At 66.3% G+C, this 24,728-nt stretch carries 21 protein-coding genes and 1 tRNA gene; 15 read left to right on the top strand and 7 right to left on the bottom strand.

What is annotated here, in order from left to right; all coding sequences use genetic code 11:
• Window positions 1–49: 49 nt before the first annotated feature.
• The 6 genes from GDJ08_RS06030 to GDJ08_RS06005 all read left to right on the top strand — a co-directional run bounded on the left by GDJ08_RS06030 (window position 50) and on the right by GDJ08_RS06005 (window position 7,984).
• Window positions 50–997: a bifunctional riboflavin kinase/FAD synthetase gene (locus tag GDJ08_RS06030; RefSeq protein ID WP_017354920.1), complete on the top strand. Its 948-nt coding sequence runs from the start codon at window positions 50–52 to the stop codon at window positions 995–997.
• Complete coding sequence (gene ileS / locus GDJ08_RS06025) at window positions 994–3,825, top strand: isoleucine--tRNA ligase (RefSeq protein ID WP_153164485.1); 2,832 nt, start codon at window positions 994–996, stop codon at window positions 3,823–3,825. Before GDJ08_RS06030 ends, ileS begins: the two co-directional genes overlap by 4 nt.
• On the top strand, window positions 3,825–4,331 hold the full coding sequence (lspA, locus tag GDJ08_RS06020) for a signal peptidase II (RefSeq protein ID WP_017354918.1): 507 nt from the start codon (window positions 3,825–3,827) through the stop codon (window positions 4,329–4,331). Before ileS ends, lspA begins: the two co-directional genes overlap by 1 nt.
• A gap of 53 nt (window positions 4,332–4,384) precedes the next feature.
• Complete coding sequence (ispH, locus tag GDJ08_RS06015) at window positions 4,385–5,335, top strand: 4-hydroxy-3-methylbut-2-enyl diphosphate reductase (RefSeq protein ID WP_017354917.1); 951 nt, start codon at window positions 4,385–4,387, stop codon at window positions 5,333–5,335.
• A gap of 94 nt (window positions 5,336–5,429) precedes the next feature.
• The gene (locus GDJ08_RS06010) at window positions 5,430–7,313 is read left to right on the top strand and encodes a M61 family metallopeptidase (RefSeq protein WP_017354916.1); all 1,884 of its coding nucleotides are present in this window, start codon (window positions 5,430–5,432) and stop codon (window positions 7,311–7,313) included.
• On the top strand, window positions 7,310–7,984 hold the full coding sequence (locus tag GDJ08_RS06005) for a lysoplasmalogenase (RefSeq protein WP_153164484.1): 675 nt from the start codon (window positions 7,310–7,312) through the stop codon (window positions 7,982–7,984). The genes GDJ08_RS06010 and GDJ08_RS06005 overlap by 4 nt, the downstream gene beginning before the upstream one ends.
• 42 nt (window positions 7,985–8,026) lie before the next feature.
• Here the strand turns inward: GDJ08_RS06005 and GDJ08_RS06000 are convergent, their stop codons facing one another.
• From GDJ08_RS06000 to GDJ08_RS05985, 4 genes are all read right to left on the bottom strand, one after another.
• A complete protein-coding gene (locus GDJ08_RS06000) occupies window positions 8,027–8,356 on the bottom strand; it encodes a YegP family protein (RefSeq protein WP_017354914.1) in 330 nt (109 codons plus the stop codon).
• Window positions 8,357–8,478: 122 nt separating this feature from the next.
• Window positions 8,479–11,214 (bottom strand): TonB-dependent receptor plug domain-containing protein, encoded by a 2,736-nt coding sequence (locus GDJ08_RS05995; protein WP_423669359.1) that lies wholly within the window; start codon window positions 11,212–11,214, stop codon window positions 8,479–8,481.
• Between the two features lie 62 nt (window positions 11,215–11,276).
• A complete protein-coding gene (locus tag GDJ08_RS05990) occupies window positions 11,277–12,254 on the bottom strand; it encodes a FecR family protein (RefSeq protein WP_153164482.1) in 978 nt (325 codons plus the stop codon).
• A complete protein-coding gene (locus GDJ08_RS05985; RefSeq protein ID WP_017356264.1) occupies window positions 12,254–12,856 on the bottom strand; it encodes an RNA polymerase sigma factor in 603 nt (200 codons plus the stop codon). Before GDJ08_RS05985 ends, GDJ08_RS05990 begins: the two co-directional genes overlap by 1 nt.
• A 168-nt stretch (window positions 12,857–13,024) precedes the next feature.
• Here GDJ08_RS05985 and GDJ08_RS05980 point away from each other — a divergent pair, with 168 nt between their 5' ends.
• The 5 genes from GDJ08_RS05980 (at window position 13,025) to GDJ08_RS05960 (ending at window position 18,934) form a co-directional block, all read left to right on the top strand.
• Window positions 13,025–15,904: an autotransporter outer membrane beta-barrel domain-containing protein gene (locus tag GDJ08_RS05980; RefSeq protein ID WP_153164481.1), complete on the top strand. Its 2,880-nt coding sequence runs from the start codon at window positions 13,025–13,027 to the stop codon at window positions 15,902–15,904.
• 59 nt (window positions 15,905–15,963) lie between these two features.
• A tRNA-Thr gene (locus tag GDJ08_RS05975) sits at window positions 15,964–16,039 on the top strand.
• A 220-nt stretch (window positions 16,040–16,259) separates the two neighbouring features.
• Window positions 16,260–17,003: a hypothetical protein gene (locus GDJ08_RS05970; RefSeq protein WP_153164480.1), complete on the top strand. Its 744-nt coding sequence runs from the start codon at window positions 16,260–16,262 to the stop codon at window positions 17,001–17,003.
• The gene (locus GDJ08_RS05965) at window positions 16,942–18,471 is read left to right on the top strand and encodes an RHS repeat domain-containing protein (protein ID WP_229296450.1); all 1,530 of its coding nucleotides are present in this window, start codon (window positions 16,942–16,944) and stop codon (window positions 18,469–18,471) included. Before GDJ08_RS05970 ends, GDJ08_RS05965 begins: the two co-directional genes overlap by 62 nt.
• A complete protein-coding gene (locus tag GDJ08_RS05960) occupies window positions 18,461–18,934 on the top strand; it encodes a hypothetical protein (protein ID WP_153164479.1) in 474 nt (157 codons plus the stop codon). The genes GDJ08_RS05965 and GDJ08_RS05960 overlap by 11 nt, the downstream gene beginning before the upstream one ends.
• 154 nt (window positions 18,935–19,088) lie before the next feature.
• Here GDJ08_RS05960 and GDJ08_RS05955 read toward each other — a convergent pair whose 3' ends face one another.
• Window positions 19,089–19,229 (bottom strand): hypothetical protein, encoded by a 141-nt coding sequence (locus GDJ08_RS05955; protein WP_153164478.1) that lies wholly within the window; start codon window positions 19,227–19,229, stop codon window positions 19,089–19,091.
• Window positions 19,230–19,271: 42 nt separating this feature from the next.
• Here GDJ08_RS05955 and GDJ08_RS05950 point away from each other — a divergent pair, with 42 nt between their 5' ends.
• Window positions 19,272–19,586: a DUF1153 domain-containing protein gene (locus GDJ08_RS05950; RefSeq protein WP_153164477.1), complete on the top strand. Its 315-nt coding sequence runs from the start codon at window positions 19,272–19,274 to the stop codon at window positions 19,584–19,586.
• A complete protein-coding gene (locus tag GDJ08_RS05945) occupies window positions 19,586–20,410 on the top strand; it encodes an IS3 family transposase (protein WP_165699763.1) in 825 nt (274 codons plus the stop codon). Before GDJ08_RS05950 ends, GDJ08_RS05945 begins: the two co-directional genes overlap by 1 nt.
• On the opposite strand, the gene GDJ08_RS05940 is transcribed toward GDJ08_RS05945, so the two are convergent.
• The gene (locus tag GDJ08_RS05940) at window positions 20,399–20,566 is read right to left on the bottom strand and encodes a diguanylate cyclase domain-containing protein (RefSeq protein WP_267873503.1); all 168 of its coding nucleotides are present in this window, start codon (window positions 20,564–20,566) and stop codon (window positions 20,399–20,401) included. The genes GDJ08_RS05945 and GDJ08_RS05940 overlap by 12 nt on opposite strands.
• Window positions 20,567–20,674: 108 nt before the next feature.
• Between GDJ08_RS05940 and GDJ08_RS05935 the strand changes: the two genes are divergently transcribed.
• Entirely contained in the window at window positions 20,675–21,196 is a 522-nt protein-coding gene (locus GDJ08_RS05935; protein ID WP_153164476.1) for a hypothetical protein, read from the top strand.
• Window positions 21,197–21,440: 244 nt separating this feature from the next.
• Complete coding sequence (locus tag GDJ08_RS05930) at window positions 21,441–22,451, top strand: 2-hydroxyacid dehydrogenase (RefSeq protein ID WP_153164475.1); 1,011 nt, start codon at window positions 21,441–21,443, stop codon at window positions 22,449–22,451.
• 78 nt (window positions 22,452–22,529) lie between these two features.
• Here the strand turns inward: GDJ08_RS05930 and GDJ08_RS05925 are convergent, their stop codons facing one another.
• On the bottom strand, window positions 22,530–24,551 hold the full coding sequence (locus GDJ08_RS05925) for an acyltransferase family protein (protein ID WP_153164474.1): 2,022 nt from the start codon (window positions 24,549–24,551) through the stop codon (window positions 22,530–22,532).
• Window positions 24,552–24,728: the final 177 nt, after the last annotated feature.

Genomic DNA, 24,728 nt, shown 5'->3' with positions numbered 1-24,728 from the left:
TGGCTATCCCTTGCAAAGCATCGGCCCCGGTGGGCCGCATTCCAAGTTGATGAGCAGGCTGTTTAGAAGCGTTGAGGGCGGGCCGTTGTTCCCGCACGGAAGCGTGGTCTGCATCGGTGCATTCGACGGCCTGCACCTGGGCCATCGTGCGCTGGTGCGCCACGCGGTAGCGCGTGCGCGCGCGATGGGCGTGGCCGCCGTGGCGGTTGCGTTCGAGCCGTTGCCGCGCGAGTACTTCGCCCAGGGCGAGCCGCCGCCGCGGCTGACCCTGGCCCGCGACAAGGTGGCGATGCTGCGCGAACTGGGCGTGGACGGAATCGGCCTGCTGCGCTTCGATGCGCGCATGGCCGCGATGCCGGCCGAGGCGTTCGTGGAGCAGTTGCTGGTGCAGCGGCTGAGCGCGCGCGAGGTCTGGATCGGACCGGAGTTCTGCTTCGGCAACCGCCGCAGGGGCGACCTGGCCCTGCTGCAGGCGATGGGTGCCGACCGTGGCTTCAGTGCCGGCGAGATCGAACCGGTGGACCTGCGCGGCGAGCGCATTTCCAGCACCCGCATCCGCCAGCTGCTGCGTGCCGGCGATTTCAGCCACGCCGCCGACCTGCTGGGCCGCCCCTATGCGATCGGTGGCCGGGTGGTGCGCGGCCGCCAGTTGGGCCGTACCCTCGGTTTCCCGACTGCCAACCTGCGCTTCCCGAAGACGCCGGCGCTGTCGGGCATCTATGCCACCTGGGTGCATGGCGTGTTCGACCAGCCGTGGCCCTCGGTGTCCAGCTTCGGAACCCGGCCCACGGTGGACGGGGTGGAGCCGCTGCTGGAAGCGCACCTGTTCGACTTCCAGGGCGACCTCTACGGGCGCCACATCGAAGTGGAGTTCGTGGCCAAGCTGCGCGATGAAGAAAAGTTCCATGACCTGGCGGCGCTGACCGACCAGATGCACCGTGACGCCGAACAGGCGCGCCACATCCTTTCCGAACACAGATTGCGAGCCACTGCGTGAGCCAGGACTACAAAGCCACCCTTCATCTGCCGGCAACCGAATTCCCGATGCGCGGCGACCTGCCCAAGCGCGAGCCGGGCATTCTGTCGCGCTGGGAAGACGAGGGCCTGTACGCCCGCCTGCGCGAGAACGCGCAGGGTCGCCCGCTGTTCGTGCTGCACGACGGCCCGCCCTATGCCAATGGCCAGATCCACCTGGGCCATGCGGTCAACAAGATCCTCAAGGACATCATCGTCAAGTCGCGCTACCTGGCCGGCTTCGATGCGCCCTACGTGCCGGGCTGGGACTGCCACGGCCTGCCGATCGAGATCGCGGTCGAGAAGAAGTGGGGCAAGGTCGGCACCAAGCTCGACGCCGTACAGTTCCGCCAGAAGTGCCGCGAGTTCGCCGAAGAGCAGATCGAACTGCAGCGCCGCGACTTCAAGCGCCTGGGCGTGATCGGCGACTGGGACAACCCGTACAAGACGCTGAGTTTCGACTTCGAGGCCAACGAGATCCGCGCGCTGTCCAAGGTATTCGCCAACGGCCACATCGTGCGCGGCGCCAAGCCGGTGCACTGGTGCTTCGACTGCGGCTCGGCGCTGGCCGAGGCCGAGATCGAGTACCAGGACAAGACCTCGCCGGCGATCGACGTCGCCTACGTGGCGCGCGACCCGGCGCAGCTGGCCACACGCTTCGGCGTCAGCCTGCCGGCCGATGTCGAGGTGGCCGTGCCGATCTGGACGACCACGCCGTGGACGCTGCCGGCTTCGCTGGCGGTGTCGCTGGGTGCCGATATCCAGTACGCGCTGGTCGAAGGCCCGGCGCATGCCGGCAAGCGCCGCTGGCTGGTGATCGCCGCCGCCCTCGCCGAGCGCGCGCTGCGCCGCTACGGCGTGCAGGAGGTGGTGGCGCACGGCCACGCCGCCGGTGCCGCGCTGGAAAACCTGCTGCTGGCCCATCCGTTCTACCCCCAGCGCGACATCCCGCTTCTCAACGGCGCGCACGTCTCCGACGAAGACGGTACCGGCGCGGTGCATACCGCCCCGGGCCACGGCCAGGAAGACTTCGTGGTCAGCCAGCAGTACGGGCTGATGGACGCGTACAACGCCGGCCAGATCAATCCGGTCGACGGTCGCGGCGTGTACCTGCCCTCCACGCCGCCGGCCGGCGATGTGGTGCTGGCGGGCGTGCACCTGTGGAAGGCACAGCCGCTGATCGTGGACGTGCTGCGCGACAGCGGCGCGCTGCTGGCCTTCGTCGAGATCCAGCACAGCTACCCGCACTGCTGGCGCCACAAGACGCCGGTGGTGTTCCGCGCCACCCCGCAGTGGTTCATCTCGATGGACAAGGCCAACCTGCGTCGCGACGCGATGGCCGCCATCGACAACGTGGGCTGGTTCCCGAGCTGGGGCAAGGCGCGCATCGGCAGCATGGTCGATGGCCGTCCGGACTGGTGCATCAGCCGCCAGCGCACCTGGGGCGTGCCGATCGCGCTGTTCACCCACCGCGAAACCGGCGAGCCGCATCCGCGCACCGTCGAACTGATGCAGCAGGTCGCCGACCGCGTGCAGGTCGAGGGCATCGACGTGTGGTACTCGCTGGACAGCGCCGAGCTGCTGGGCGAGGACGCGCCGCACTACGAGAAGGTCACCGACATCCTTGATGTGTGGTTCGACTCCGGCGTCACCCATGAAGGCGTGCTGCTGGCGCGCGGCTTCGGCAAGCCGGCCGACCTGTACCTGGAAGGCTCGGACCAGCACCGCGGCTGGTTCCAGTCCTCGCTGCTCACCGGCGTGGCGATCGACAGGCATGCCCCGTACAAGCAGTGCCTCACCCACGGCTTCACCGTGGACGAGCACGGCCGCAAGATGTCCAAGTCGCTGGGCAACGGCATCGAGCCGCAGGACATCATGAAGACCCTGGGCGCGGACATCCTGCGCCTGTGGATCGCCTCGGCCGACTACAGCAATGAAATGTCGCTGTCGCAGGAAATCCTCAAGCGCAACGCCGATGCCTACCGGCGCCTGCGCAACACCGCGCGCTTCCTGCTCGGCAACCTGGACGGCTTCGACCCGGCGCAGCACCTGGTGGCCCCGGCCGACATGGTCGCGCTGGACCGCTGGATCGTGCATCGCGCCTTCGAGGTGCAGGAGAAGATCAAGGCCGCCTACACCAGCTACAACATGGCCGAGATCGTGCAGCTGCTGCTGAACTTCTGCAGCGTGGACCTGGGCTCGTTGTACCTGGATGTGACCAAGGATCGCCTGTACACGATGCCGACCGACTCGCGCGGCCGCCGTTCGGCGCAGAGCGCGATGTATCACATCGCCGAATCGTTCACGCGCTGGATCGCGCCGATCCTGAGCTTCACCGCCGACGAGCTGTGGGGCTACCTGCCGGGCGAGCGCAAGGACAACGTGCTGTTCGCCACCTGGTACGAAGGCCTGGCTCCGCTGCCGGCCGATGCCGCGCTGGGCGCCGCCGATTTCGATCAGCTGTTGGCCCTGCGCGAGCAGGTCGCCAAGGTGCTGGAGCCGATGCGCGCCAATGGCGCGATCGGTGCCGCGCTGGAAGCGGAGATCACCGTGGCCGCCGATGCGGAAACCGCCGCGCGCTGGCAGCCGCTGGCCGAGGAACTGCGCTTCCTGCTGATCAGTGGCGATGTGCAGGTGCGTCCGGCAACCACTGACGAGGTGTTCGTCAGCGCCCAGCCGACCACCAAGCAGAAGTGCGTGCGTTGTTGGCACTACCGTGCCGATGTCGGCAGTGTGGCCGCCCATCCCGAGCTGTGCGGTCGCTGCGCGACCAACATCGACGGTGCCGGCGAAGACCGGCGGTGGTTCTGATGAGCGCCGCGCGTCCGCGTCCCAACGCCCTGGTGTGGCTGCTGCTGTCGGTGGTGGTCATCGGCCTGGACCAGTGGAGCAAGGCCTGGGTGCTGTCCAGCCTGCCCGAGTTCCAGCCGGTGCCGGTCATCGACGGCGTCTGGAACTGGTACCGCACCTACAACACCGGTGCGGCGTTCAGTTTCCTGAGCGATGCCGGTGGCTGGCAGCTGTGGTTCTTCACCGCGCTGGCTGTTGCCATCAGCGCCCTGATGGCCAAGTGGCTGTGGGAAACCCCCCGCGCCAACTGGCGTCGGGCGCTGCCCTTCGCCCTGGTCATCGGCGGTGCCATCGGCAACGTCATCGACCGCCAGGTACACGGGCACGTGGTGGACTTCATCCAGTGGTACATCGGCAGTTATGCCTGGCCGTCGTTCAACATCGCCGATGCGGCGATCGTGGCCGGTGCCGTGGGCATTGCCGTGTTCGGGCTGTTCGAAGGCAAGGCCAGCAAAAAAGCGGGATAATCCCTCCCTGTATTCAGCAATAACCGGCTCGCGCCGGCCGGAGTATCTGACCGATGGATGTGTTGCTTGCCAATCCGCGTGGGTTCTGTGCCGGTGTCGATCGTGCGATCGAGATCGTCAAGCGCGCGATCGAGACCCTGGGGGCGCCGATCTACGTGCGCCATGAGGTCGTGCACAACCGTTTCGTGGTCGACGACCTCAAAAGCCGCGGCGCCATCTTCGTCGAGGAACTCGACGAAGTGCCGGACAACAATACGGTGATCTTCAGTGCCCACGGGGTGTCCCAGGCCGTGCGCCTGGAAGCGGACCGTCGCGGCCTGAAGGTGTTCGACGCAACCTGCCCGCTGGTCACCAAGGTGCACCTGGAAGTGGCACGGCACTGCCGCGCCGGCCGCGACGTGGTGCTGATCGGCCATGCCGGCCACCCGGAAGTGGAAGGCACGATGGGGCAGTGGGACCGCGAACGCGGCAACGGTCGGATCTACCTGGTCGAAGACGTCCAGGACGTGGATACGCTGGTGCTGGATCAGCCGGAGAACTTCGCCTACACCACCCAGACCACCCTGTCGGTGGATGACACCCGCAGCATCATCGACGCACTGCGCGCCCGTTTCCCGGCGATGCAGGGGCCGAAGAATGACGACATCTGCTACGCCACCCAGAACCGCCAGGACGCCGTCCGCGACCTGGCCAAGCGCTGCGACCTGGTGCTGGTGGTGGGCTCGCCCAACAGCTCCAACTCCAACCGGCTCAGCGAGCTGGCCCGGCGCGAGGGCGTGGAGTCCTACCTGATCGACGGCGCCGAGGAGATCGATCCGGCGTGGGTTGTCGGCAAGCAGCACATCGGTCTCACCGCCGGCGCGTCGGCGCCCCAGGTGCTGGTCGATGGCGTGATCGAGCGGCTCAAGGCACTGGGCGCCAGCAGTATTGGCGAGCTCGATGGCGAGCCCGAGTCGATGGTGTTCGCGCTGCCGAAGGAGCTGCGGCTGCGCCTGATCTCCTGATCGGTGCGGCGGCCAGGGGCATGACCTTTGGCCATGTGGTTCGCTGACGTGCAGGTCTAGCATCGGGTCTTTCGTATGCTGGAAGCCGAGCCTGATGAAACTGCGTGCCGCCGTCCTCTCCGTGCTGCTGGTCCTGTCCGCCTCGGGCGTACATGCGCAGACGCCGCCGCCGCAGGACGTTGCCTTCCCCGGCCTGCTGCGCATCGACGTGGACGCACGTGACATCGGCCGGCGCATCTTCAAGGTCAAGGCCACCGTGCCGGCCAGGCCGGGTCCGCTGACCCTGCTGTATCCGCAGTGGCTGCCCGGCAGCCATTCGCCGAGCGGTCCGATCGACAAGCTCGCTGGCCTGGTGGTCACCGCCAACGGCACGCCACTGGCGTGGACGCGCGACCCCTACGATGTGTATGCCTTCCGCGTGGACGTGCCGCAGGGCGCCACCGAGGTGGTCGCCGAGTTCAAGTTCCTGTCCTCGCAGGGGGGGACCCAGGGCAGGGTGGTGATGACCCCGGACATGCTCAACCTGCAGTGGAATGCCAACTCGCTGTATCCGGCCGGCGTGGTCACCCGCAACATCCAGGCCCAGGCCACGGTCACGCTGCCGCCGGGCTGGTCCTACGCCACCGCGTTGGACACCGAGCGCCGCGACGGCGACACGGTGGTGTTCAAGCCGATCAGCTACGACCACCTGGTCGATTCGCCGCTGTTCGCCGGCCGCCACTTCCAGCGCTTCGACCTTGACCCCGGCGCCAAGGTACCGGTGCACCTGAACGTATTTGCCGACCAGGCCACATCGCTGGTCGCCAAGCCCGAGCAGCTGCAGGCGCACCGCGCGCTGGTGCAGCAGATGTACAAGCTCTACGGCGCGCGTCATTTCGACCGCTACGAGTTCCTCCTCGCGCTCACCGACAAGCTCGGCGGCATCGGCCTGGAGCATCAGCGCTCCAGCGAGAACAGCGGCGAACCGGGTTACTTCACCGAGTGGGACAAGACCTGGCTGGGACGCGACCTGCTGCCGCACGAGTTCAACCACTCCTGGAACGGCAAGTACCGCCGTGGCGCGGACCTGACCACGCCGAACTTCAACGTGCCGATGGGCGACAGCCTGCTCTGGCTCTACGAAGGACAGACCCAGTTCTGGGGCCAGGTACTGGCCGCGCGCTCGGGGCTGTGGAGCGTGCAGCAGACCCGCGACGTGCTGGCCAATGTCGCCGCCACCTACGATCGCGGCCGCCCCGGCCTGGGCTGGCGCACCCTGCAGGACACCACCAACGATCCCACCATCGCCCAGCGCCGCGCACTGGCCTTCCGCAACTACCAGTTGAGCGAGGATTACTACTCCGGCGGCCAGATGATGTGGCTGGACGTGGAGGGCAAGCTGCGCGCGCTTACCGGCAACCGACGCGGACTGGATGATTTCGCCAAGGCGTTCTTCGGCATGAACGACGGCGACTGGAACGTCCATCCGTACACCTTCGATGACGTGGTGACCACCTTGAACGGCGTGGCGCCCTTCGACTGGGCCACCTTCCTGCGCGAGCGTCTGGATGGCCACGGCCCGCTCACCGGCGGGCTGGAGGCGGCCGGCTGGAGGCTGGTCTACACCGACACGCCCAACGACGCATTCAAGGCGCAGGAATCCCGGGCCAGGACCAACAACCTGCTGTACTCGATCGGCGTGTCGATCAGCGACGCCGGCTACATCAGCGACGTGCTGTGGGACAGCCCCGCGTTCAACGCGGGCCTGGCCCCGGGCATGACCGTGCTGGGCCTGGATGGCCGCGTGTTCAACGGCCAGGCGCTCAAGGATGCGATCACCGCCGCACGCACCGGCAAGGCGCCGCTCACGTTGCTGGTCAAGCGCGTGGACCGCATCGACAGCGTTGTGCTGGACTACCACGATGGCCTGAAGTATCCGTCACTGGAGCGCATTGGCGGCAGGCCCGACCGCCTTGCCGAGCTGTGGAAGCCGCGATGAGCCCGCGCCTGCGCGATGTGCTGATCCTGATCGCGGCGGTCGCGGCGATCATCGGGGCCGGACTGGAGGGCGATGCACGCTGGCTGCACTGGCTGGCCAAGCCGCTGACCACGCTGCTGATCGCGTCCATCGTCTGGCGTGCGACACCGCTGGCCGGCAGTGGCTATCGCCGGGCGGTGCTGGCCGGCATGCTGCTGTCCTGCATCGGCGACATCGCGTTGATGCTGCCGGTGGATGCGTTCGTCCCGGGGTTGCTCGCGTTCCTGCTCGCGCACGTGTGCTACATCGTCGCCTTCCGCGCCGGGTGGCGCAGCGGACGCAGCCTGTGGGCCGCCGCGGGTCTGCTGGCGCTGTTCGCCGGCGCCAACCTCAACGGCCTGTGGCCGCTGCTGCCTGCCGATCTGCGTGTGCCGGTGGGGGTGTATGTGGCCGTGCTGGCGCTGATGGCGACGCTGGCGCTCGCGCGGGCCGGAGCGTGGCCACGCCCCACCGGTGAGGAGGGGCGCAGCGCACGCTGGGCGGCGTGGGGCGCCGCGCTGTTCGTGGTCAGCGATTCGGTCCTGGCCTGGGACCGCTTCGGCGGCGGCCTGCCGCTCGCGGCGCTGTGCATCCTGGCCACGTACTACGCCGCGCAGTACTGCATCGCGCGCTCGGTGCCGCGTTCGGCCTAGCGGCACCGCATGAGGTGGCCCGTCGGCGACGGGCCGTCCCGCTCAGGTGAGATCGTTCACCGTCGCACCGGGCGCGCTCATCTTCACCGACTGGATGCCGGCCTCGCGCGCGGTCACCGACGAATACGTTTCGCTGGTGCCGATGATCTGGCTGTTGGCCGCCTTCAGGTTGAACATCGGCGCCCCATTGTTGGCGTTCCTGCGCGTGTAACGCGTGTCCAGCGGCGCATTCTCGCGCACCGATTCGATCCCGTTCAGTGCGTTCTGTCTGCTGGTGTAGCGCTCGCTGGACAGCAGCGTTTCGCCGTTGCCGGCCTTCAGCGTGAAGTGGAACTGATCCCCTGAGCGTTTCAGGTCATAGCGTGCTGCCATAGCGGATATCCCTTGGTTGATCGGTCGGTACCCCGGACGTAAGGCATGAGCCTTTTACGACAGGCTCGCGCATTCAATCAGGGAATGCCTCAGCAGCGGGTAGGGAAAGTCCGTTGCAGCGCTCAGCGCACCTGCAGCGTCATCATGAAGTAGCGGCCCAGCGGATCATCCAGCCCCGGCGCCAGCCCGCCGTTGCCGCTCAGGTAGTTGACCGGCGGCGCGTCCCACAGGTTGTGCACATCCAGCGCCAGCAGCACGCGCGGCCCCAGCTGGCGGCCCACGTGCAGGTTCCAGCGCAGCTGGTCGGGGTTGTGGCAACGGCCCTGCTCGCGCTGCGTGGCCGGGCAGGCGTCACCCGGCAGCCACGCGCGGGTGCGGCCCACGTAATTGGCGCGCAGCGCGAGGTCCCAGCGGTCGCCCTGCCACTGCGTGGTAAGCACCGCCGACAGCGTGGGCGTGGCATGTCCGCGCAGGTCGACCGTCTCGCCGTGCGCGCGGTGGCGGCGCAGCGTCTGCTGGCGCAGCGCATCCAGCGATACCCGCCACGGCCCCTCGGCCGACCGGCCGAACCGGTAGTCGCCACGCAACACCCAGTTGCGCGACACCGTGCGGCCGATGTTGTCGAACGACAGCCGCAGCGCCTGCAGCCGGCCGGCGTCATCCAGCACCCAGGTGGCGCGGTTCCAGAACGCATCGGCCGGGTGCAGGTCCAGGATCTCGTTGCGCAGGTCGACCACATTGCCGGTCAGCGACAGCGACAGGTCCTCGCGTGGCGACCACACCACCCCCAGCGAATGGCTGCGTGTGGTTTCCGCATCGAGGGCGCTGTTCTCCACCACGCCCACGTCCACCACGCAGCCCTGCGCGGCGGTGATCGCACACCGGGGCAGGGCGTTGGAGGTGGGCAGCACCACCTGGCCGAAGTAGCCGGGCGGGCGCCGGCGCTCGAACAGGCTGGGCGCGCGGTAGCCACGGCCACTGGACCACAGCAGCGACCACTGCTCGGACGGCGTCCAGCGCAGCCCGGCACGCGGCGAGAACGCGGTGTCATCGCCATCGCGGTCCAGCCGGGCCGCCACGTCCAGGCGCAGGGTATCGGTGAATGGCAAGCCCAGTTCGGCGTAGGCGGCGCTGGACAGGCGCGACAGTCGCCGGTGCTCCACCGGCAGTCCCAGTGCCAGCTCGCCGTCGCCGATCAACGCGTCCGGGTGCGCGCTCCAGGCCTCGTGGCGCAGATCCAGGCCGGTGGCCAGTTGCACCGGGCCGCCGGGCCATTGCGCCAGATCGCGCTGAAGTCCCGCCCACGCCTGCCACTGGTCGGTGCGGCCGCGGTTGCGGATGGCCGGGAACAGATGCTCGGCCAGCGGCGCGGTCAGCGCGTTGAAGCCGGGCAGGAAGCCCTGCTGGGCCGCCTCGTACAGGCGCTGGGTGCGCACCGTGCCGGCCGTGTGGAGCGACACGGCGCTGTGCTGGCGACTGATCCCGGCGTGCCAGTTGCGGCCCGCCTGGTCGCGGCCCACGCCCACGGTGACGTCGGCCGTGGTGGCCTCCACACGCGGGCGCACGCTGCCGCCTTCCTGGAACACATAGTTGAACAGCAGTCCTTCGCCGATGCGCAGCGCGGCCGCGGTCGGCCCGAGTTCGAAGCGCTGCCGGTCCTCGCTGCCGCGCACTTCGGCAAACGCGTAGTGGCCGTCGCCGAATGCATGCCGATAGCGTCCGTACGCGGCCACGGTGGTGGCCGCCGGCTGCAGCGAGCGGCCACGCGAACTGTCGAACCAGCAGCCGTCCGCATCGCGCTGCAACGGCGCCGCACAGCGCGTTGCCGGCAGGTACAGGCCGCTGTCGGTCAACAGGCCGATCGGGTAGCGCTCCTGTTCCACATGCCACGCGCGGCTGTCGCCGGCCAACGGCTGTACCCGCTGCAGATCAATGCCGGCAAACCAGCGGTCGCCGTTGGCGCGGGTGGCGCCGGTGGCCAGCTGCACGCGCTGCTGGTCGCCATCGCCACGGCTGCTCACGCCCGACTGCAGCATCGCTTCGGGACCGTCGGCCTGCTCGCGCAGGATGATGTTGACCACCCCGGACATCGCGTCGGCGCCGTAGATGGCCGACGCCCCGCCGCGCACCAGTTCGATGCGCTCGACGAAGCTCAGCGGGATGCCGCCCAGGTCGGTCAGCGCGCCCTGTTCCAGTGACACCATCGGGTAGCGCGGCAGACGTCGGCCGTTGACCAGGAACAGCGTCGCACGCGGCCCCATTCCATCCAGGCTGGTGGTCGCCGCCGCGCCCACCGGCAGGTACAGCGAATCGCCCCCGCGCGAGGTTGCCAGCGGCGGATGGCCGTTCATGCCGGGCAGGTGCCGCAGCAGATCGAACAGCGAGCCGTAGCCGCTGCGCAGCATCTCATCGCGCTCGATCACCACCACCGGCAGCGAGGCCTGCACCGAACTGCGCGGCAAGCGGCTGCCGGTGACATGCACCGGCGCCATCTCGACCTGCGCACCCAGCACCGGTGACGGGGCTGGGGCAGGGCGCCGTCGCGCGGGCACCGGTGCCGGTGCGACGGCAACGCGGCGCACCACGAACACGCCCTGGGTCGTCTGCAGCACGTGGACCGGCAACCCGGTGACCAGGCGGGCCAACGCCGCATCGTCCTCCAGCGTGGCGTCCAGCCCGGGGGTGGTCAGGCCGGCCAGCTCGGCGGCATCGAACAGCAGCACCCGCTGGCTCTGCCGCGCCCACTGCTGCAGGGCCGGCGCGAGCGGGCCGCGCGGAATGTGGTAGCCGACATCGGCGCGTTCGCGCGCGCCCACCGGTGGGATCAGTGTCCACGACAGCGCGCACGACATCGCCACGACGAACACGCGCCATCGCAGCCACCGCCACCGTCGTTGCCCCCCCCGTACGGCCATCGACGTCAGTGCCGGCGGCGCAGTTCCAGCGCGCCGTCGGCGCGCTGTTGTCCAGTGATCGACCAGCCCTGTTCCAGCGCGGCGAGCAGGCCCGCGCGATCCTCCGCACGGAACGTACCGCTGACCGCCAGCGCCGCGATCGCCGGATCGGCGATCACCATCGGCGTGGCGTGGTAACGGTTCATGCGTTCCACCACGGTCTGCAGCGGCGTCGCGTCGAAGACCAGCCGGCCATCCAGCCAGGCATCGGCCGTGCCCTGGGGCAGCGTGGGGCCGGGCGTGATCTGCCCCGATGCCTGCACCTGCAGCTGCTGGCCCGGCTGCGACAGCATCAGGTGTCCGCCCTGCGTGCCGTCGCTGCGCACCTCCACCGCGCCGTCCAGCAGCGCCACGTCGATGCGGTTGTCCTGCCAGCGTTCCACCTGGAAGGTGGTGCCGATGTCCTCAATGGTGCTGTTGCCCGCCTGCACCCGCAGCGGCCTGCGCGATGGAGCCACCTGCAGCTGGATGCGACCGCGGTCCAGCGCGATGTGGCGCTGCCGCAGCCCGAACCGGGTGGTCATCGCCGCGCCGGCATCCAGCGTGACCCGGCTGCCATCGGCCAGCGTGCGCTGCTGCGGCAGATGCGTTGCGTTGGCATAGTGCTGCGGCGTGGGCTGCCCATCCGTCACCCATGCCCAGACCAGGCCAACGGCCAGGCACAGGCTGGCGGCAATCGCCACGGCAGGCAACCATCGCGCACGGCGCGGGCGCGCACTCCGCGCCGTGCCGGCACGCACCCACGGATCATTGGCCAGCTGGCCCATCTGTTGATGCAGCGTTTCGGCCTGCACCCAGGCGCGCACATGCCCCGGGTCTTCGGCCAGCCAGTGTTCGAACGCATCGCGTTCGGCACGGCTGCAATCCGGCGCCTCCAGTCGTGCCACCCAATGGGCGGCCTGGTTGAATGCCGGTTCGTCGCGGCGGTGCGTGGCAGCCCGCATCAGGTGTCTCCGTCCTGGCCGAAGGTGTCGGGGCCCAGTTCCTGGCGCAGTCCCTGCAGGGCGCGGGCAATGTGTTTTTCCACCGTCTTGGCGGTAATGCCCCGGTGGCGGGCGATCTGCGCATAGCTCATGCCGCTGATCCGGTTGAGCAGGTACACCTCGCGGCAGCGCTCGGGCAGCTTGAACAGCGCCTGCCGCAACAGGGACAGCATCTGCCCGGACTCGGCCTGGCGCAGCGGTCCCGGAGCGGTGCAGAGCGGTTCGGCCGCGCCATCGCCGTCGGCCAGTGGCAGGTGCGTGCGCGCGTGTGGTGACCGCCCGCGGTCGGCCAGCCGGTTGCGCGCAATCCGGTACAGCAGCAGGCGCAGTTCTTCGCTGCCATGCGACTGGTAGCGGATCAGCCGTTCCATGCAGTCCTGGGCGATGTCCTCGGCGTCGTCCGCACTGGCCCCCCGCGCGCGCAGGAAGGCGCACAGCGGCGCGCGCTCGTCCCGCACGAACGCGGCGAACGGCTCGGGCCGCGGCAGCGGTTCCGGGTCGTAGCGCAGCAGGGGGGACGGAGCGGACAGAACGGAACCTCGAACGGCAACGATCACGGGCATCCCGAGTATTACGCGACGTTGACAGGATGTGAAAGGCCGAAAGTGCCACGCTTTGAAAATGAATGCGTTCATTTTTATGTCGATGCCCGACTGGGGGAGATCGTCGTTCCGCCACGTTCTGCACAGGTCCCGCGCGATGCGGGGTAGGACCTTTTCTGGAGAGAAAGCATGAAGCAATCGGTGTTGAGTGTGGCGTTGGCAGGCCTGCTGGGCGTGGCGGCGATGGGCGCGGCGGGTGAAGCCGCCGCGATGAGCTACCACGTACAGGGCGATCGGATCTTCCTCAGCGGCGGCGTGACCTACGCCGACGTGGTCTCGCTGCCGGCGCTGCTGGCCAAGGCGCAGGCCGAAGGGCGTCCGATCCGTGAAGTGGTGCTGCGCACCTCCAACGGCGGCGCGCTGATTGCCGGTGAGTGGCTGCAGGGCGTGATCCGCACGGCCGGCCTGAACACCATCGTGTCCGGCCACTGCATTTCCTCGTGCTCCATCATGCAGTCCGGTGGTGTCGAACGTTACATGGCCGGCGACCTGCCGACCGTTGATTCGGTGCAGATCCACGCCGCCAGCAGTGGCGGCAAGGTGATCTACACGCCGTCGGCGCGCATGACCGAGATATACACCGGCAACTACGGTGGTGGCATGGATGCCGGCCTGCTGAGCAAGGCGATGTACGAAGTGGTGCAGCCCAACGGCCTGCTGGTGTTCTCCGATCCGGCGCGCACCCGCGGCAACTCGGTGAGCTTCGATCCGGACGGGTCCGGCGCCAAGCGCGTGACCTTCGCCGGCGAGGACATGTTCAACAACAACATCATGACTTCGGCCGAATACCGCGCCCCGGGCGACACGCTCAACGTGACCGCCAACGTCACCGGCGACATCAACGCCGGCTACCTGCGCACCGGCCGCCAGCTGCAGACGTTCGTCGATGACGATTTCGCGCGCTGGAACACCGACTGGCAGTCCACCTACATCAATCTGGCGCAGTCCATCTACAACGCGTCCAGCCGCGGGCCCAACGGCATCGGTCCGGACTCGGTGCAGGACTATCTCAGCGACCCCGGCATCCAGGCCCTGCTGCTGTCCAAGCTGCGCCTGAATGATCTCGCCGCATCCACCCTCGACGATTCGATGGGCGTCATCCGCGTCACCAACGGTGCCGTGTGGCGCACCGCCGCCACCACCGGCGCGGACTTCATGCTGGTCGACAACGGCACCATCGCCCTGGAAGGCGGCGCTCTGCGCGCGGCTGAAGTGCGCGTCATGCAGACCAGCATGCTGGTCGGTCATGGCGACATCGCCTCGCCGGCAATGGACCTCAACGCACTGGCCGAGGGCAGCGGCCCGTCGTGGCGCGAAGACGGCTTCAACCGTCTGCGCGTGTACGGCACCCTGATGCCGCGCGGCGGCGATCTGGTCACCCACGGCTACGTCAACATCATGCCGGGCGGCAAGGTCCTGTTCGACGTCACCGAGAACGGCGGCGCCGCCAACGGCCGCCTGCGCGTCGGCACCTTCTTCGACGACGAGCAGATCGACGGCGCCCTGGTGATCTCGCCCGGTGCGCACCTGGAACTGAACGTCGCGCGCGGCTACTACGACGGCAGCTACCGTCGCGACCTGGTCACCGGCCCCATCTACCAGGACGGCTTCCAGGATGTGGTGCGCCTGGGCGACACCGGCTACACCGCCAGCATCGCCGAGGGCGAGGTGTTCCGCCCGCGCCACAACTCGCTGCTGAGCTTCAACGTCGTGCAGAGCGCCAACGGCCTGTCGCTGACCGCCAACCCGGGCTTCGACCAGCTCGGCCTGTTCGCCAACGCCACCTCCGGCGACGGCCTGGGCCGCGCGCTCGCCAGTGCCGCCACCGGCAACGCCGCCGGCCTCAAGCCGCTGCTGGCCTCGCTGCAGTTCTCCGACCGCGATGTGATCGCACAGCAGGCCGGCGGCCTGCGCGGCGACAGCCACGCCACCCTGCGCCTGGCCGACACCGCCCTGGTGGGCAGCATCGGCAACGTCGTGCAGCAGCACCAGTTCGACATGCGCAGCAGCGGCGGCGACGCCGACGGCCTGGCCGCGCAGGCCGCACAGGCCGCCTCCGCGCAGCCGGGCATGGGCAATGGCAGCCTGTTCAACCAACTGGCAATGCACCTGGTGCAGCCGGCCGGCGACACCGGCAGCGCCGGCACCGCTGGCGACCGTCGCAGCGTTGGCATGTGGGGCCGCGGGTTCGGCAGCCAGGGGCGCATCGATGCCAATGGCGGCGTGGCCGGCCTGACCCACACCACCGGCGGCATCGTGCTCGGCGCCGATACGCGCCTGGCCGACGACAAGGTCACCCTGGGTGTCAGCGTGGCCGCAGCGGAGATGTCCACCAAGGGCCGCGACGGCGCCGGCTTCAGCGGTGACGTACGCGCGCTGGACGTGGGCGGCTACCTGGATGCCGCGTACTCGCGCGGCTACCTGTCGGCCTCGCTGCGCTACACCGACCTGCGCCATGACACCCACCGCAGCATCGTGGGTATCGAAGGCCTGGAAGCGCCGCTGCGCGCCAAGTACGACAGCGACGCGCTGTCGGCCCGCCTGGAGCACGGCTTCTCCTTCACCACCGCCCGCGGTCTGGTGATCCAGCCGCTGCTGCCGGTGGTCGATTACGCCCGCCTGTCCAACGTCCGCTTCAACGAAGGGCAGGGCGCCGGCGCCCTGGCCGGCCGCAGCGACAGCCTGGAGAGCATCCGCGTGGGTGCCGGCCTGCAGCTGTTCAAGACCTTCGAAGGCCGCAAGGGCGAGCGCATCACCCCGCACGCCCGCGTCCTGTGGCAGAAGGAGCTGGGCGACACCCAGGCCCAGTTCAGCACCGGCTTCGCGGCCGCGCCGGACCTGGTCTTCGGTTCGACCAGCCAGTCGGTGGGCGAGCAGGTCCTGAGCTGGAACGTCGGCGTCACCAGCCGCGCCAGCGAGCGCCTGTCGATCATGATCGACTACGTCGGCGAGCGCCGGGACGGTCAGGACCAGAACGGCGTGATGCTGGGCCTGGGCTACCGCTTCTGAGCCCAGGGGCGTCCGGGCAATTGACCGCCCGGACGCCCGGCCTTAGAATTGCCAGCTCAGCCGGAATAGCTCAGTTGGTAGAGCGGCGCATTCGTAATGCGTAGGTCGTAGGTTCGATTCCTATTTCCGGCACCAGATACAGCAAAAAGCCCCGGCCTTGGTCGGGGCTTTTTGTTTGTGCATTCCTTCCCCTGCCGGGGGATTGCGTGGGCAGCCCCCCCAGGAACGATGCGGATAACGGATTGCCCTATCGACCGTTCGGATTGCATTGGTTCATAAAGCCACTTCAAATACCTCTGGCGATGACCAGTTGCTTGCAGATGGTTGGAATCTCACCCCCATCTATCGAGACGCGATGTCGCTGGTCGCCAGGACCATCGAAGGCCCCGGCGTGCCGAGGGCGAGTTGGACCTATCAGTACGCCAACCTGGGTGGGAAGTACAACCGCGAGGTGCGTCAGCAGGGATGGCCGATGGTGCCGGTGGGCCAGTCCGAACCGAAGATCACGATCGAGACCCAGCCGGACGGTGTGGTCAAGACCTATGAGTTCGGCAAGGAGGTCGCCTACAACGATGGCCTGCTGCTGGCGACCTCCACCAGTTCCGGCGGCGCCGTTGTCCGCACCGATCGCAGCGTCTACTACCCCGATGCGGAGCTTGCCACTGCGCCATTCCCACGCGCGGCAGGACGCAACCTGAAGTACGGTGCCACCGAGCTGGGCGAGCACCTGAACAGGCCGGTCCAGGCCACGCTGACTACCCAGGATGGCGTGCAGTTCACCCGAACGGTCCAGGCGTTCGATCCCTCCGTGCGCGAGATCGAGGTTGCTGAGTCCAACTCGAACGGCCAGGGCCGGAGCATCTCGACCCAGTACTACGACAACCCGCAGCTATGGGTGCGGGGCCAGGTGGCCAGAAGCCTGGTGAACGGCATCGAGCAATCGCGCACCGAGTTCGATACAGCCACCGCGCAACCTGTACGTGCCTACGTCTTCGGGCGCTTGGCGCAGCAGGTATGGCAACGGCATCGTGCACACGATGCAGCAGAACGAGCGTCAACTGCCGGTGCGAAGCACGGATTCAGGTGTTCTCGACTTTGATACGCGATTCGATCGGAATGGCAATGTCAGCGACATCTATGACCTGGCACTGGGGGCGTTCTACAACCGGCACATGCTCTACGACGGTCTGGATCGTCTGATCGCGGCAGGATCCAACAACTTTGGCGGCGATTCCTGGCACCGGTTCAGCTACGACGCGCTGGACAACCTGACCAGCTGGATGTTGCCGGGTGTCAAAGACCATCGCTACTGGTACGACGCGCACAACCGCCTCACCAATGTGCGGGATGGTGCGGGCAATACGCTTATCGGCCTGAGCTATGACGTGCAGGGCAACCTGAAGTTGAAGAATGGCCTCAATCACGTTTTTGACTATGGCAATCGTCTGCGCGAGGTCAGCGGAAAGGAGAGCTATCGCTATGACGCGCTGGGGCGCCGCATCTTTGCCTCAGCCCCAGGACTCGGAGTGGTGCTTTCGCAGTACGCGCAGGACGGCCGGCTGGTATTCCAGAGTGATGGCCGCAAGGGCCTGGGGCGCGAGTACGTCCATCTGGCCGGTAGCCTGATCGCTCGCCGGGACTACGCAGGTGTGGACGCCAAGATCACCTACCTGCACACCGATTCGCTGGGTAGCCCGGTTGCCAGTACTGATGCTTCCGGTAACGTGATCGAGCGTACTCATTACGAGCCGTATGGCGCGCCCATCGGCAAGGTGGTGGATGGCCCTGGCTACACCGGGCATGTGATGGACGGCGAGACCGGGCTGGTGCAGATGCAGCAGCGCTACTACGATCCGCAAATCGGAAGGTTCCTGTCCGTGGATCCGGTGACGGCGTATAGCAACCCGGTGGGCGCGTTTAACCGGTATTGGTATGCCAACAACAATCCCTACAAGTTCACGGATCCAGATGGGCGCCGAGCTTGTGGCAAAGATACAAGGAGCGCCCTGAAACAGGGCGCTCGCGGCGGCGTGCTAATGGTGAATGGCGGGAGGAGTGAGCGGTCCCAGCAGCAAGCTGAGACAGTAGGCAAGGCTGCGACCACTGCAGCTAACAACGCATTGAGTTCAATCCAAGAAAGAGAATTTGAAACGCCAGGGAGCGCGGCAAGAGCTTGGGATGATCGAGTCCGTAGGATCGCAGATAAATTTGACGCCGAGATTGCGTCCAGAATTTTCTATAGCAAAGATGGCGTTGTTCTTGGATCTGCTACAAGCGATGGACTTAGGTTTTCAGTCAATCCCGACTTTTCATCCGGGCCGACGCCCTACTCGATAACCGCCGGTTTCGTACATACACATCCGACAAAGAGCTTGTTTAGTGGCAATGATTTGAATTATGCGATTGGGCAGTACAGGAGGGCTAACGGCTGGACCCGCAACGGACAATTTGATCAAAGTGCTATTGTGACATTGCCGGGCGGGCGAGTTGTTGGGTGGAAAGTGAGTAGCTATATGGGCTCTGGTGGAGCGTCATACTTGAACGAGAGTTACTATAATGATCATTAGGCCTTGGCTTTGTTTCCTTGCACTCTCTCTCTTTTCATGTGGCGTAACAGCGGGCAATGCCGAAAAAGAAGGAGGCTGTTATGTCGTTTCCAAAGGTGTACGCGGCGATGGCCCCGTTCGCGTCTGTGTGTCGTTATTTCCAGAATTGTGGACGCGCCACGATGTTGGCTACATTGAGGTTACGGGCTATATCGCTTATGTCGACGGCTCGCCATACATGTTCGCATCAAAAGATCTTTATGTTTATTCTGGAGGAAAAGGCGGGGTTGCTCTTGGTGTTGCCTTGTCAGAGGTCGATCGCTTTAAACGACTAATGGCAAATGATTCTGCAGCGACTGTAGCCGGATTGTACCTCCCCGGATACGGCGAGAAAAATAGTGCGTTGGGACGAATCGAGATTATTGGGCAGCATTATTGGCTGCAAGAGATGGCAGGAGAGCGGCCACAATTGCCGATCGATTGATTCGTTTGGACTCTTGATGTTGGCTCGCAGCGTTCGCAGCCGAAGCATCGAACCAAACAGGTCGCTGAATGGCGGGATCCGGTTTGCTTCCTAACCGTCGGTGCAATAGAAAGCCCGCCAATGGCGGGCTTTTTGTTTGCTTTGGCCAAACCAATCAACCGCTCTGCTGCAGCACCGTATCCAACATCTGCATGACAAACCGCTGCTGTGCTTTGGGCAGCGCCGCGATGCGCTCCAGCTGTAGCCGTTCAATCCCTCGCGAGGCATCGCCCTCGGCTTGGCTGTAATGACCCACTGATTTCCTGCTCAGGCGTTACTTTCCCCGAAGGAGACACCGATGAGCGAAGTAATGGAAGAAGAGATCAAGCGTTGGACGGCCCGTCGCAAGTCGGCACTGGTCCTTGAGATCATCCAGGGCATGACCACCGTGGCTGCGGCCAGCCGCCAGTTTGACCTGACGCCGGCCGAGATCGACAGCTGGGTCGAAGATGGCAAGCGCGGCATGGAGAACGCGCTGCGGGCCAAGCCGGAGGACGTGCGCGAGCAGTACGAGCGCCAGCTCAAAGACCTGCAGGAAGCCTACGGCGAGGCCATGCTGGAGATCCGCGCCCGAAAAAAGCTGGCCTCCCTGCTGGGAAAGGACGAGAGCTGATGCTCTCGGTGCAGCAGGGCCTGAAGGACGAAGGTGTGGCGGTACCGATGACCAAGCTGTGCCAGTGGTTCGGTGTGGCGCGGCGGACGAGGTACTACAAGCCGACCCGTTCGCCTGCAAAGGTCAAAGCGGAGCTTGCCGAGCCGATCAAGGAGATGATCGAGGCGGAGCCGTCGTTCGGCTACCGCACGGTGGCTGCATTGCTGGGCATGAACAAGAACACCGTCCAGCGGATCTTCCAGCTCAAGGGCTGGCAGGTGCGCAAGCGCGCACTTGGGCAACGGCCCAGGATCGAGGCAAAGGTCTCTCGTGCCGAACGGCCCGACCAGCGATGGGCCACAGACCTGTGCCGTGTATGGGGAGGCAAGGACGGCTGGCTGAGCCTGGCGCTGGTGATCGACTGCAGCACGCGGCAGCTGCTGGGCTGGCACCTGTCACGCACCGGCAAGGCGAGCACTGCCTCAGCCGCTCTGGAGCAGGCCTTGATCGCCCGCTTTGGCACGCTGGGACGTGTGCCGGAGCCTTTCCTGCTGCGCTCGGATAACGGCCTGGTCTTCACCAGCCGTGACTACACGCGCCTGGTGCGCAGTCACGGCCTGAAACAGGAATTCATCACACCGCACTGCCCGCAGCAGAACGGGATGGTGGAACGGGTTATCCGGACGCTTAAGGAGCAGTGCGTGCATCGACACCGGTTTGAGAGCCAAGTCCATGCCCTGCGGATCATTGGCGACTGGATTGGCTTCTACAACCAACAGCGCCCACATCAGGCGCTGAAGATGATGACCCCAGACGCGGCTCATGCCGCCACATTAACCGCATGACCTGAGCAGAAAACGGTGGGTCATTACATGGCTGTCGTTGATCTTCTTGAGATCGTCGACGTCGACCATCAGCACGGCCACCAAATGACCGGTGGCTTCCCCTGCGGCGATGATCTGCGCCGAGCGTTCTTCAAAGTGGCGCCGGTTGGGAGGGATGCAGCGCTCTGCCAGGAGCTAGAATCGGAGAGAACGGCGTGTTCGGGCGCGACACCAACAGTTCAGGTTGGAAGAGCATAGACATTCCCGCTAACGGAAATAAACCACATGAAACCCTTCACTACGATTGATTCTCTGGCTGATGGATCGCTCTACCTTCCAGCGCAGCTTGAGGGGCTGGATTCTTTCGTTCAACTTGATTTGTTGCGTGGGGCGGAAGTAACGCGTTGCTGCATTCCTGCTACTCAGCGCTCGGACCTTGCGTGGTGGGCCTGTCTGGAGTTCAGTTCTGGGTACTCACTTGAAATTACTTCATCGAGCACTCTGGTTCGTGGCTGGGATGAGTACGGGACGATCAATCTTGCTTTGGCACCAAGTGCCGTCAGCGATGGGAATCAGGTTGGCCTCTCAGAACTGGTGGGCTTTGTGGTAGGCCAGATCAGCATCCTTCGGTGGCAACGTGATGGCATCCTTGTCGATGCGGGAGTAGAGTTCCGTTCAAAGGATGGCGGAGAGGTATTCAGTGCAGCAGCTGTCGACATTCCGGGTGCCTTTTCGATGTCGTTTCCTCGTGGCGCCCCCAAAAATTGGCAGTTCCCTGCGGACGAGTACGCGCGGGTAGATATATGAATGCGTAGGTCGTAGGTTCGATTCCTATTTCCGGCACCAGTTCAGCAGAAAGCCCCGGCGTTGGTCGGGGCTTTTTGTTTGGGGTGCCTTCGGAACTGATTGATAAGGAGGGTGTTCCTTCCTGGGCCGAGCTAACGGTGCTCAAGCAGTCCACAGTCGCGGACAATTCGCATCCAGTGCGGAACAACTGGGGTGAACCCGGCTTCCGCGCTATCGTGACAGGGCTCCCTTCGCCGAGGTCTCCATGAAGATCGCCGTTTTCAGTGCACGACCCTACGACCGCCAGTCCCTGGATGCCGCCAACGTGCGCGACGATGCGCGGGCGGCCTTTGAGTTTCTGTATTTCGACGCGGTGCTGGATGCACACACGGTGGCGCTTGCGCAGGACTGCGAAGCGGTCTGCGTGTTCGTCAACGATCGTCTGGATGCGGCGGTACTGGAGGCGCTGCATGCCCAGGGCGTGCGCGCGCTGCTGCTGCGCTGCGCGGGATTCAACAACGTCGATGTGGCTGCGGCGCAGCGGCTGGGCCTGTTCGTGGCGCGCGTGCCGGCGTATTCCCCTGAGGCGGTGGCCGAACACACGCTGGCGCTGGTCATGACGCTCAATCGCCAGACGCATCGCGCGTACAACCGTGTGCGCGACGGCAATTTCATGCTCGATGGCCTGCTTGGCCGCACGTTGCATGGCAAAACGGTGGGTATCGTCGGCACCGGGCAGATCGGCCTGGCCACCGCGCGGATCTTCCACGGCATGGGGTGCACGGTGCTGGGCCACGACCCGTGTCCGTCCACCGCCTTCGAGGCGATCGGTGCGTCCGTGGCGCTGGAGGTGCTGCTGGCGCGCTCGGACATCGTGTCACTGCATTGCCCGCTGACGCCTCAGACCCATCATCTGATCGACACGGCCGCGCTGGCGGCGATGAAGCCTGGTGCGATGCTGGTCAACACCTCGCGCGGCGGGCTGGTCGATACCCACGCGGTGATCAATGCGCTGAAGTCGCGCCATCTCGGCCACTTGGCCATTGACGTATACGAGCAGGAAAGCGCGCTGTTCTTCCAGGATCGCTCCGGTGAGATCATTGACGATGAGGTGTTCCAGCGCCTGATGACCTTCCCGAACGTATTGGTGACCGGCCATCAGGGCTTCTTCACCGCCGAGGCGCTGCAGGAGATCGCGCAGATCACGCTGCGCAATCTGGGACATTTCGCGGCAGGCACGCCATGCCCGAACGCGGTTCCGCCGCCTGCCGGATAGCCCCGCAGAACGCACGCGGCCGCTCCAGTGAAGGAGCGGCCGCGTGCGTCGGGACAACGGGTGCCTGTGCGTCAGGCGTCAGGGCGAGTCCTGCAGCAACTGCTTGGCGATCAGGTCTGCGGTGAAACGCGAGCCGGCCGGCGTGAGGTGCACGATATCCAGGTAGAACGTCTCACCGCTCTTGGAGTCGGAGCGGGTCAGGCAACCATCCTCGTTGCACAGCACCTCGGTCAGCGAGATGTACTCCACGCCGGTCTGCTTGGCGAGATCGCGCAGGAGCACTTCGGCCGTGGCGGTGCGGTAATCGGCCCCACCGGCAGCGGCATCCTGGCCCATGCCGTACTTGGTGTAATCCAGTCGCGGCGGCGGGGTGGCATGCAGCGGGTCATCGCGCCAGAGATTGAACACGATCCGCGACGGGGTGTCCTTCCAGGACGGCGGCGGCCCCAGCATGACCACGCGGCGCACACCGAGCGCCTTCAGGCGGGCGAGCGTGGCAGGCAGATTGGCCTTGTCATACTCATGCCACATGGCCGCCATCAGCACGGTGTCGGGCTTGAGCCGCGCGATCGACGCCAAGGCCCAGTCGTTGTTGTAGGTGCAGGCCGGATTGGGACCTGCGAAACCGGCCATCGGCGGACACGCCGACGAGGTGAACTGCGCCAGGCGCATCTTCCCGCTGCGCTGCTGCAGACCACGAATGCCGGTGTACAGCGATGCCGCAGACGAGTCACCCCACAGCACCCAGAGCGGCTGGGTGCCTTGATCCACGCATTCGGGCGCGTACTTGTCCGCGTTCTCGCCCATCTCCATGAAGCAGATGTGGTTGCGCAGGCCGGCGCGATACGCCTCCAGATCGTACTCGGTGGCGCGCTGGATGATCTCCGGATAGCGCGACGGATACCCTGCGTTCTTCCAGGTCTTGTAGCCGAGGACACCGATGATGGCCATGCCCACCAGCAGGGCGGCGACCTTGAGGCCGCCGCGCCGCGAGGAGCGCAGCGGCCGCTCGACCAGGCGCCAGGTGAGCCAGGCGAGGACAACGCTGGCCAGCAGCAGGCCGGCGCGGTCCAGCGTGCTCAGGTCGCCGTAGGCATTGCGGGCCAGCGTGAGCAGCGGCCAGTGCCAGAGATACAGCGGGTAGCTGATCAGGCCGATCCACACGAAGGGCCGGCTGGAGAGTATCCAGCGCGCTACCGGGGTGGACGGACCCGCGCCGATCAGCAGTGCGGTGCCCAAGGTCGGCAGCAGGGCGCGCACGCCCGGGAACGGCATGGTCGACCGGATGCTCAGCATCGCGATCACGAGCAGGGCCACGCCCACCCATGCAGCGCAGGCACGCACCCGCGCCGCGGTCTCGGCCGGCATCGCCACGCCGGAACGGCTCAGGCGGGCCGCCCACCACGTCCGCTCACGGGCACCCTGCGCCGAACTCCAGTGCGCCAGCATGCCGCCGATCATCAGTTCCCAGGCCCGCGACAGAGGGGAGTAGAACGCGGCGGTCGGATTGCCGTTCTGATAGTGCAGGTTCACCAGGAAGGAGGCGACGGCGGTGGCAATAATGACCGGCATCAGCGGCAGGCGCATCCGCCAGGCCGCCCACAGCAGCAGCGGCCAGGCCAGGTAGAACTGCTCTTCGATGCCCAGCGACCACAGATGCAGCAGCGGCTTGCTGGCCGACGCGATGTCGAAGTAGCCCGCTTCGCTCCAGAGCACGAGGTTGGCGATGAACCCGGCGCCCCCGGCGGTCTGCTTGCCGAGATGGGCCAGGTCCTCGGCCAGCATGGTCTTCCAGCCGAACGCGAAGCAGGCTGCCAGGACCAGCAGCAGGGCCGGGAAGATGCGGCGCACGCGACGGGCGTAGAAGTCGCCGATGCTGAAGCGGGACTGGTCCAGCCCATCCAGGATCACCCGGGTGATCAGGAAGCCGGAAATGACGAAGAAGACATCGACGCCGACGAAACCGCCGGGCAGGAGTGTCGGAAATGCGTGATACAGCAGCACGCCCACGACTGCGATCGCGCGCAGGCCGTCGATGTCTGCGCGGTATGGTCCATGCGCGTTGGCAGCAACGGAGGTTGCTGCATCCTGGTGGTGCATCGGGGTCCCCTGTTAACAAAGCGTCAAGATTGTAGCCGGGAGTCGGCGGAAGAATCGACTCCGTTCATAGGGGGCTGGACAACGTGTCTATACCTGAACGGAGTGGAGGTGCCGGCCCCCGATCCGGGCGCCCTGCGCGCGGTGCGACAACGTGTCGCAGCCCAAAACAGGGCTTTT

Origin of the sequence: Stenotrophomonas nematodicola, assembly GCF_009467805.1 — a bacterium.
GTDB lineage: Bacteria > Pseudomonadota > Gammaproteobacteria > Xanthomonadales > Xanthomonadaceae > Stenotrophomonas > Stenotrophomonas nematodicola.
The sequence above is the reverse complement of the archived record's forward strand: the minus strand, read 5'-3'. Positions and strand labels throughout refer to the sequence as shown.

What these genes read in the sequence shown, in the direction of transcription:
- GDJ08_RS06030 (WP_017354920.1), top strand. Translation starts at nt 50, where the DNA reads ATGAGCAGGCTGTTTAGAAGCGTTGAGGGCGGGCCGTTGTTCCCGCAC.
- lspA (WP_017354918.1), top strand. Translation starts at nt 3,825, where the DNA reads ATGAGCGCCGCGCGTCCGCGTCCCAACGCCCTGGTGTGGCTGCTGCTG.
- ispH (WP_017354917.1), top strand. Translation starts at nt 4,385, where the DNA reads ATGGATGTGTTGCTTGCCAATCCGCGTGGGTTCTGTGCCGGTGTCGAT.
- GDJ08_RS06010 (WP_017354916.1), top strand. Translation starts at nt 5,430, where the DNA reads ATGAAACTGCGTGCCGCCGTCCTCTCCGTGCTGCTGGTCCTGTCCGCC.
- GDJ08_RS06005 (WP_153164484.1), top strand. Translation starts at nt 7,310, where the DNA reads ATGAGCCCGCGCCTGCGCGATGTGCTGATCCTGATCGCGGCGGTCGCG.
- GDJ08_RS06000 (WP_017354914.1), bottom strand. Translation starts at nt 8,356, where the DNA reads ATGGCAGCACGCTATGACCTGAAACGCTCAGGGGATCAGTTCCACTTC.
- GDJ08_RS05990 (WP_153164482.1), bottom strand. Translation starts at nt 12,254, where the DNA reads ATGCGGGCTGCCACGCACCGCCGCGACGAACCGGCATTCAACCAGGCC.
- GDJ08_RS05985 (WP_017356264.1), bottom strand. Translation starts at nt 12,856, where the DNA reads ATGCCCGTGATCGTTGCCGTTCGAGGTTCCGTTCTGTCCGCTCCGTCC.
- GDJ08_RS05980 (WP_153164481.1), top strand. Translation starts at nt 13,025, where the DNA reads ATGAAGCAATCGGTGTTGAGTGTGGCGTTGGCAGGCCTGCTGGGCGTG.
- GDJ08_RS05970 (WP_153164480.1), top strand. Translation starts at nt 16,260, where the DNA reads ATGTCGCTGGTCGCCAGGACCATCGAAGGCCCCGGCGTGCCGAGGGCG.
- GDJ08_RS05965 (WP_229296450.1), top strand. Translation starts at nt 16,942, where the DNA reads ATGCAGCAGAACGAGCGTCAACTGCCGGTGCGAAGCACGGATTCAGGT.
- GDJ08_RS05960 (WP_153164479.1), top strand. Translation starts at nt 18,461, where the DNA reads ATGATCATTAGGCCTTGGCTTTGTTTCCTTGCACTCTCTCTCTTTTCA.
- GDJ08_RS05950 (WP_153164477.1), top strand. Translation starts at nt 19,272, where the DNA reads ATGAGCGAAGTAATGGAAGAAGAGATCAAGCGTTGGACGGCCCGTCGC.
- GDJ08_RS05945 (WP_165699763.1), top strand. Translation starts at nt 19,586, where the DNA reads ATGCTCTCGGTGCAGCAGGGCCTGAAGGACGAAGGTGTGGCGGTACCG.
- GDJ08_RS05935 (WP_153164476.1), top strand. Translation starts at nt 20,675, where the DNA reads ATGAAACCCTTCACTACGATTGATTCTCTGGCTGATGGATCGCTCTAC.
- GDJ08_RS05930 (WP_153164475.1), top strand. Translation starts at nt 21,441, where the DNA reads ATGAAGATCGCCGTTTTCAGTGCACGACCCTACGACCGCCAGTCCCTG.
- GDJ08_RS05925 (WP_153164474.1), bottom strand. Translation starts at nt 24,551, where the DNA reads ATGCACCACCAGGATGCAGCAACCTCCGTTGCTGCCAACGCGCATGGA.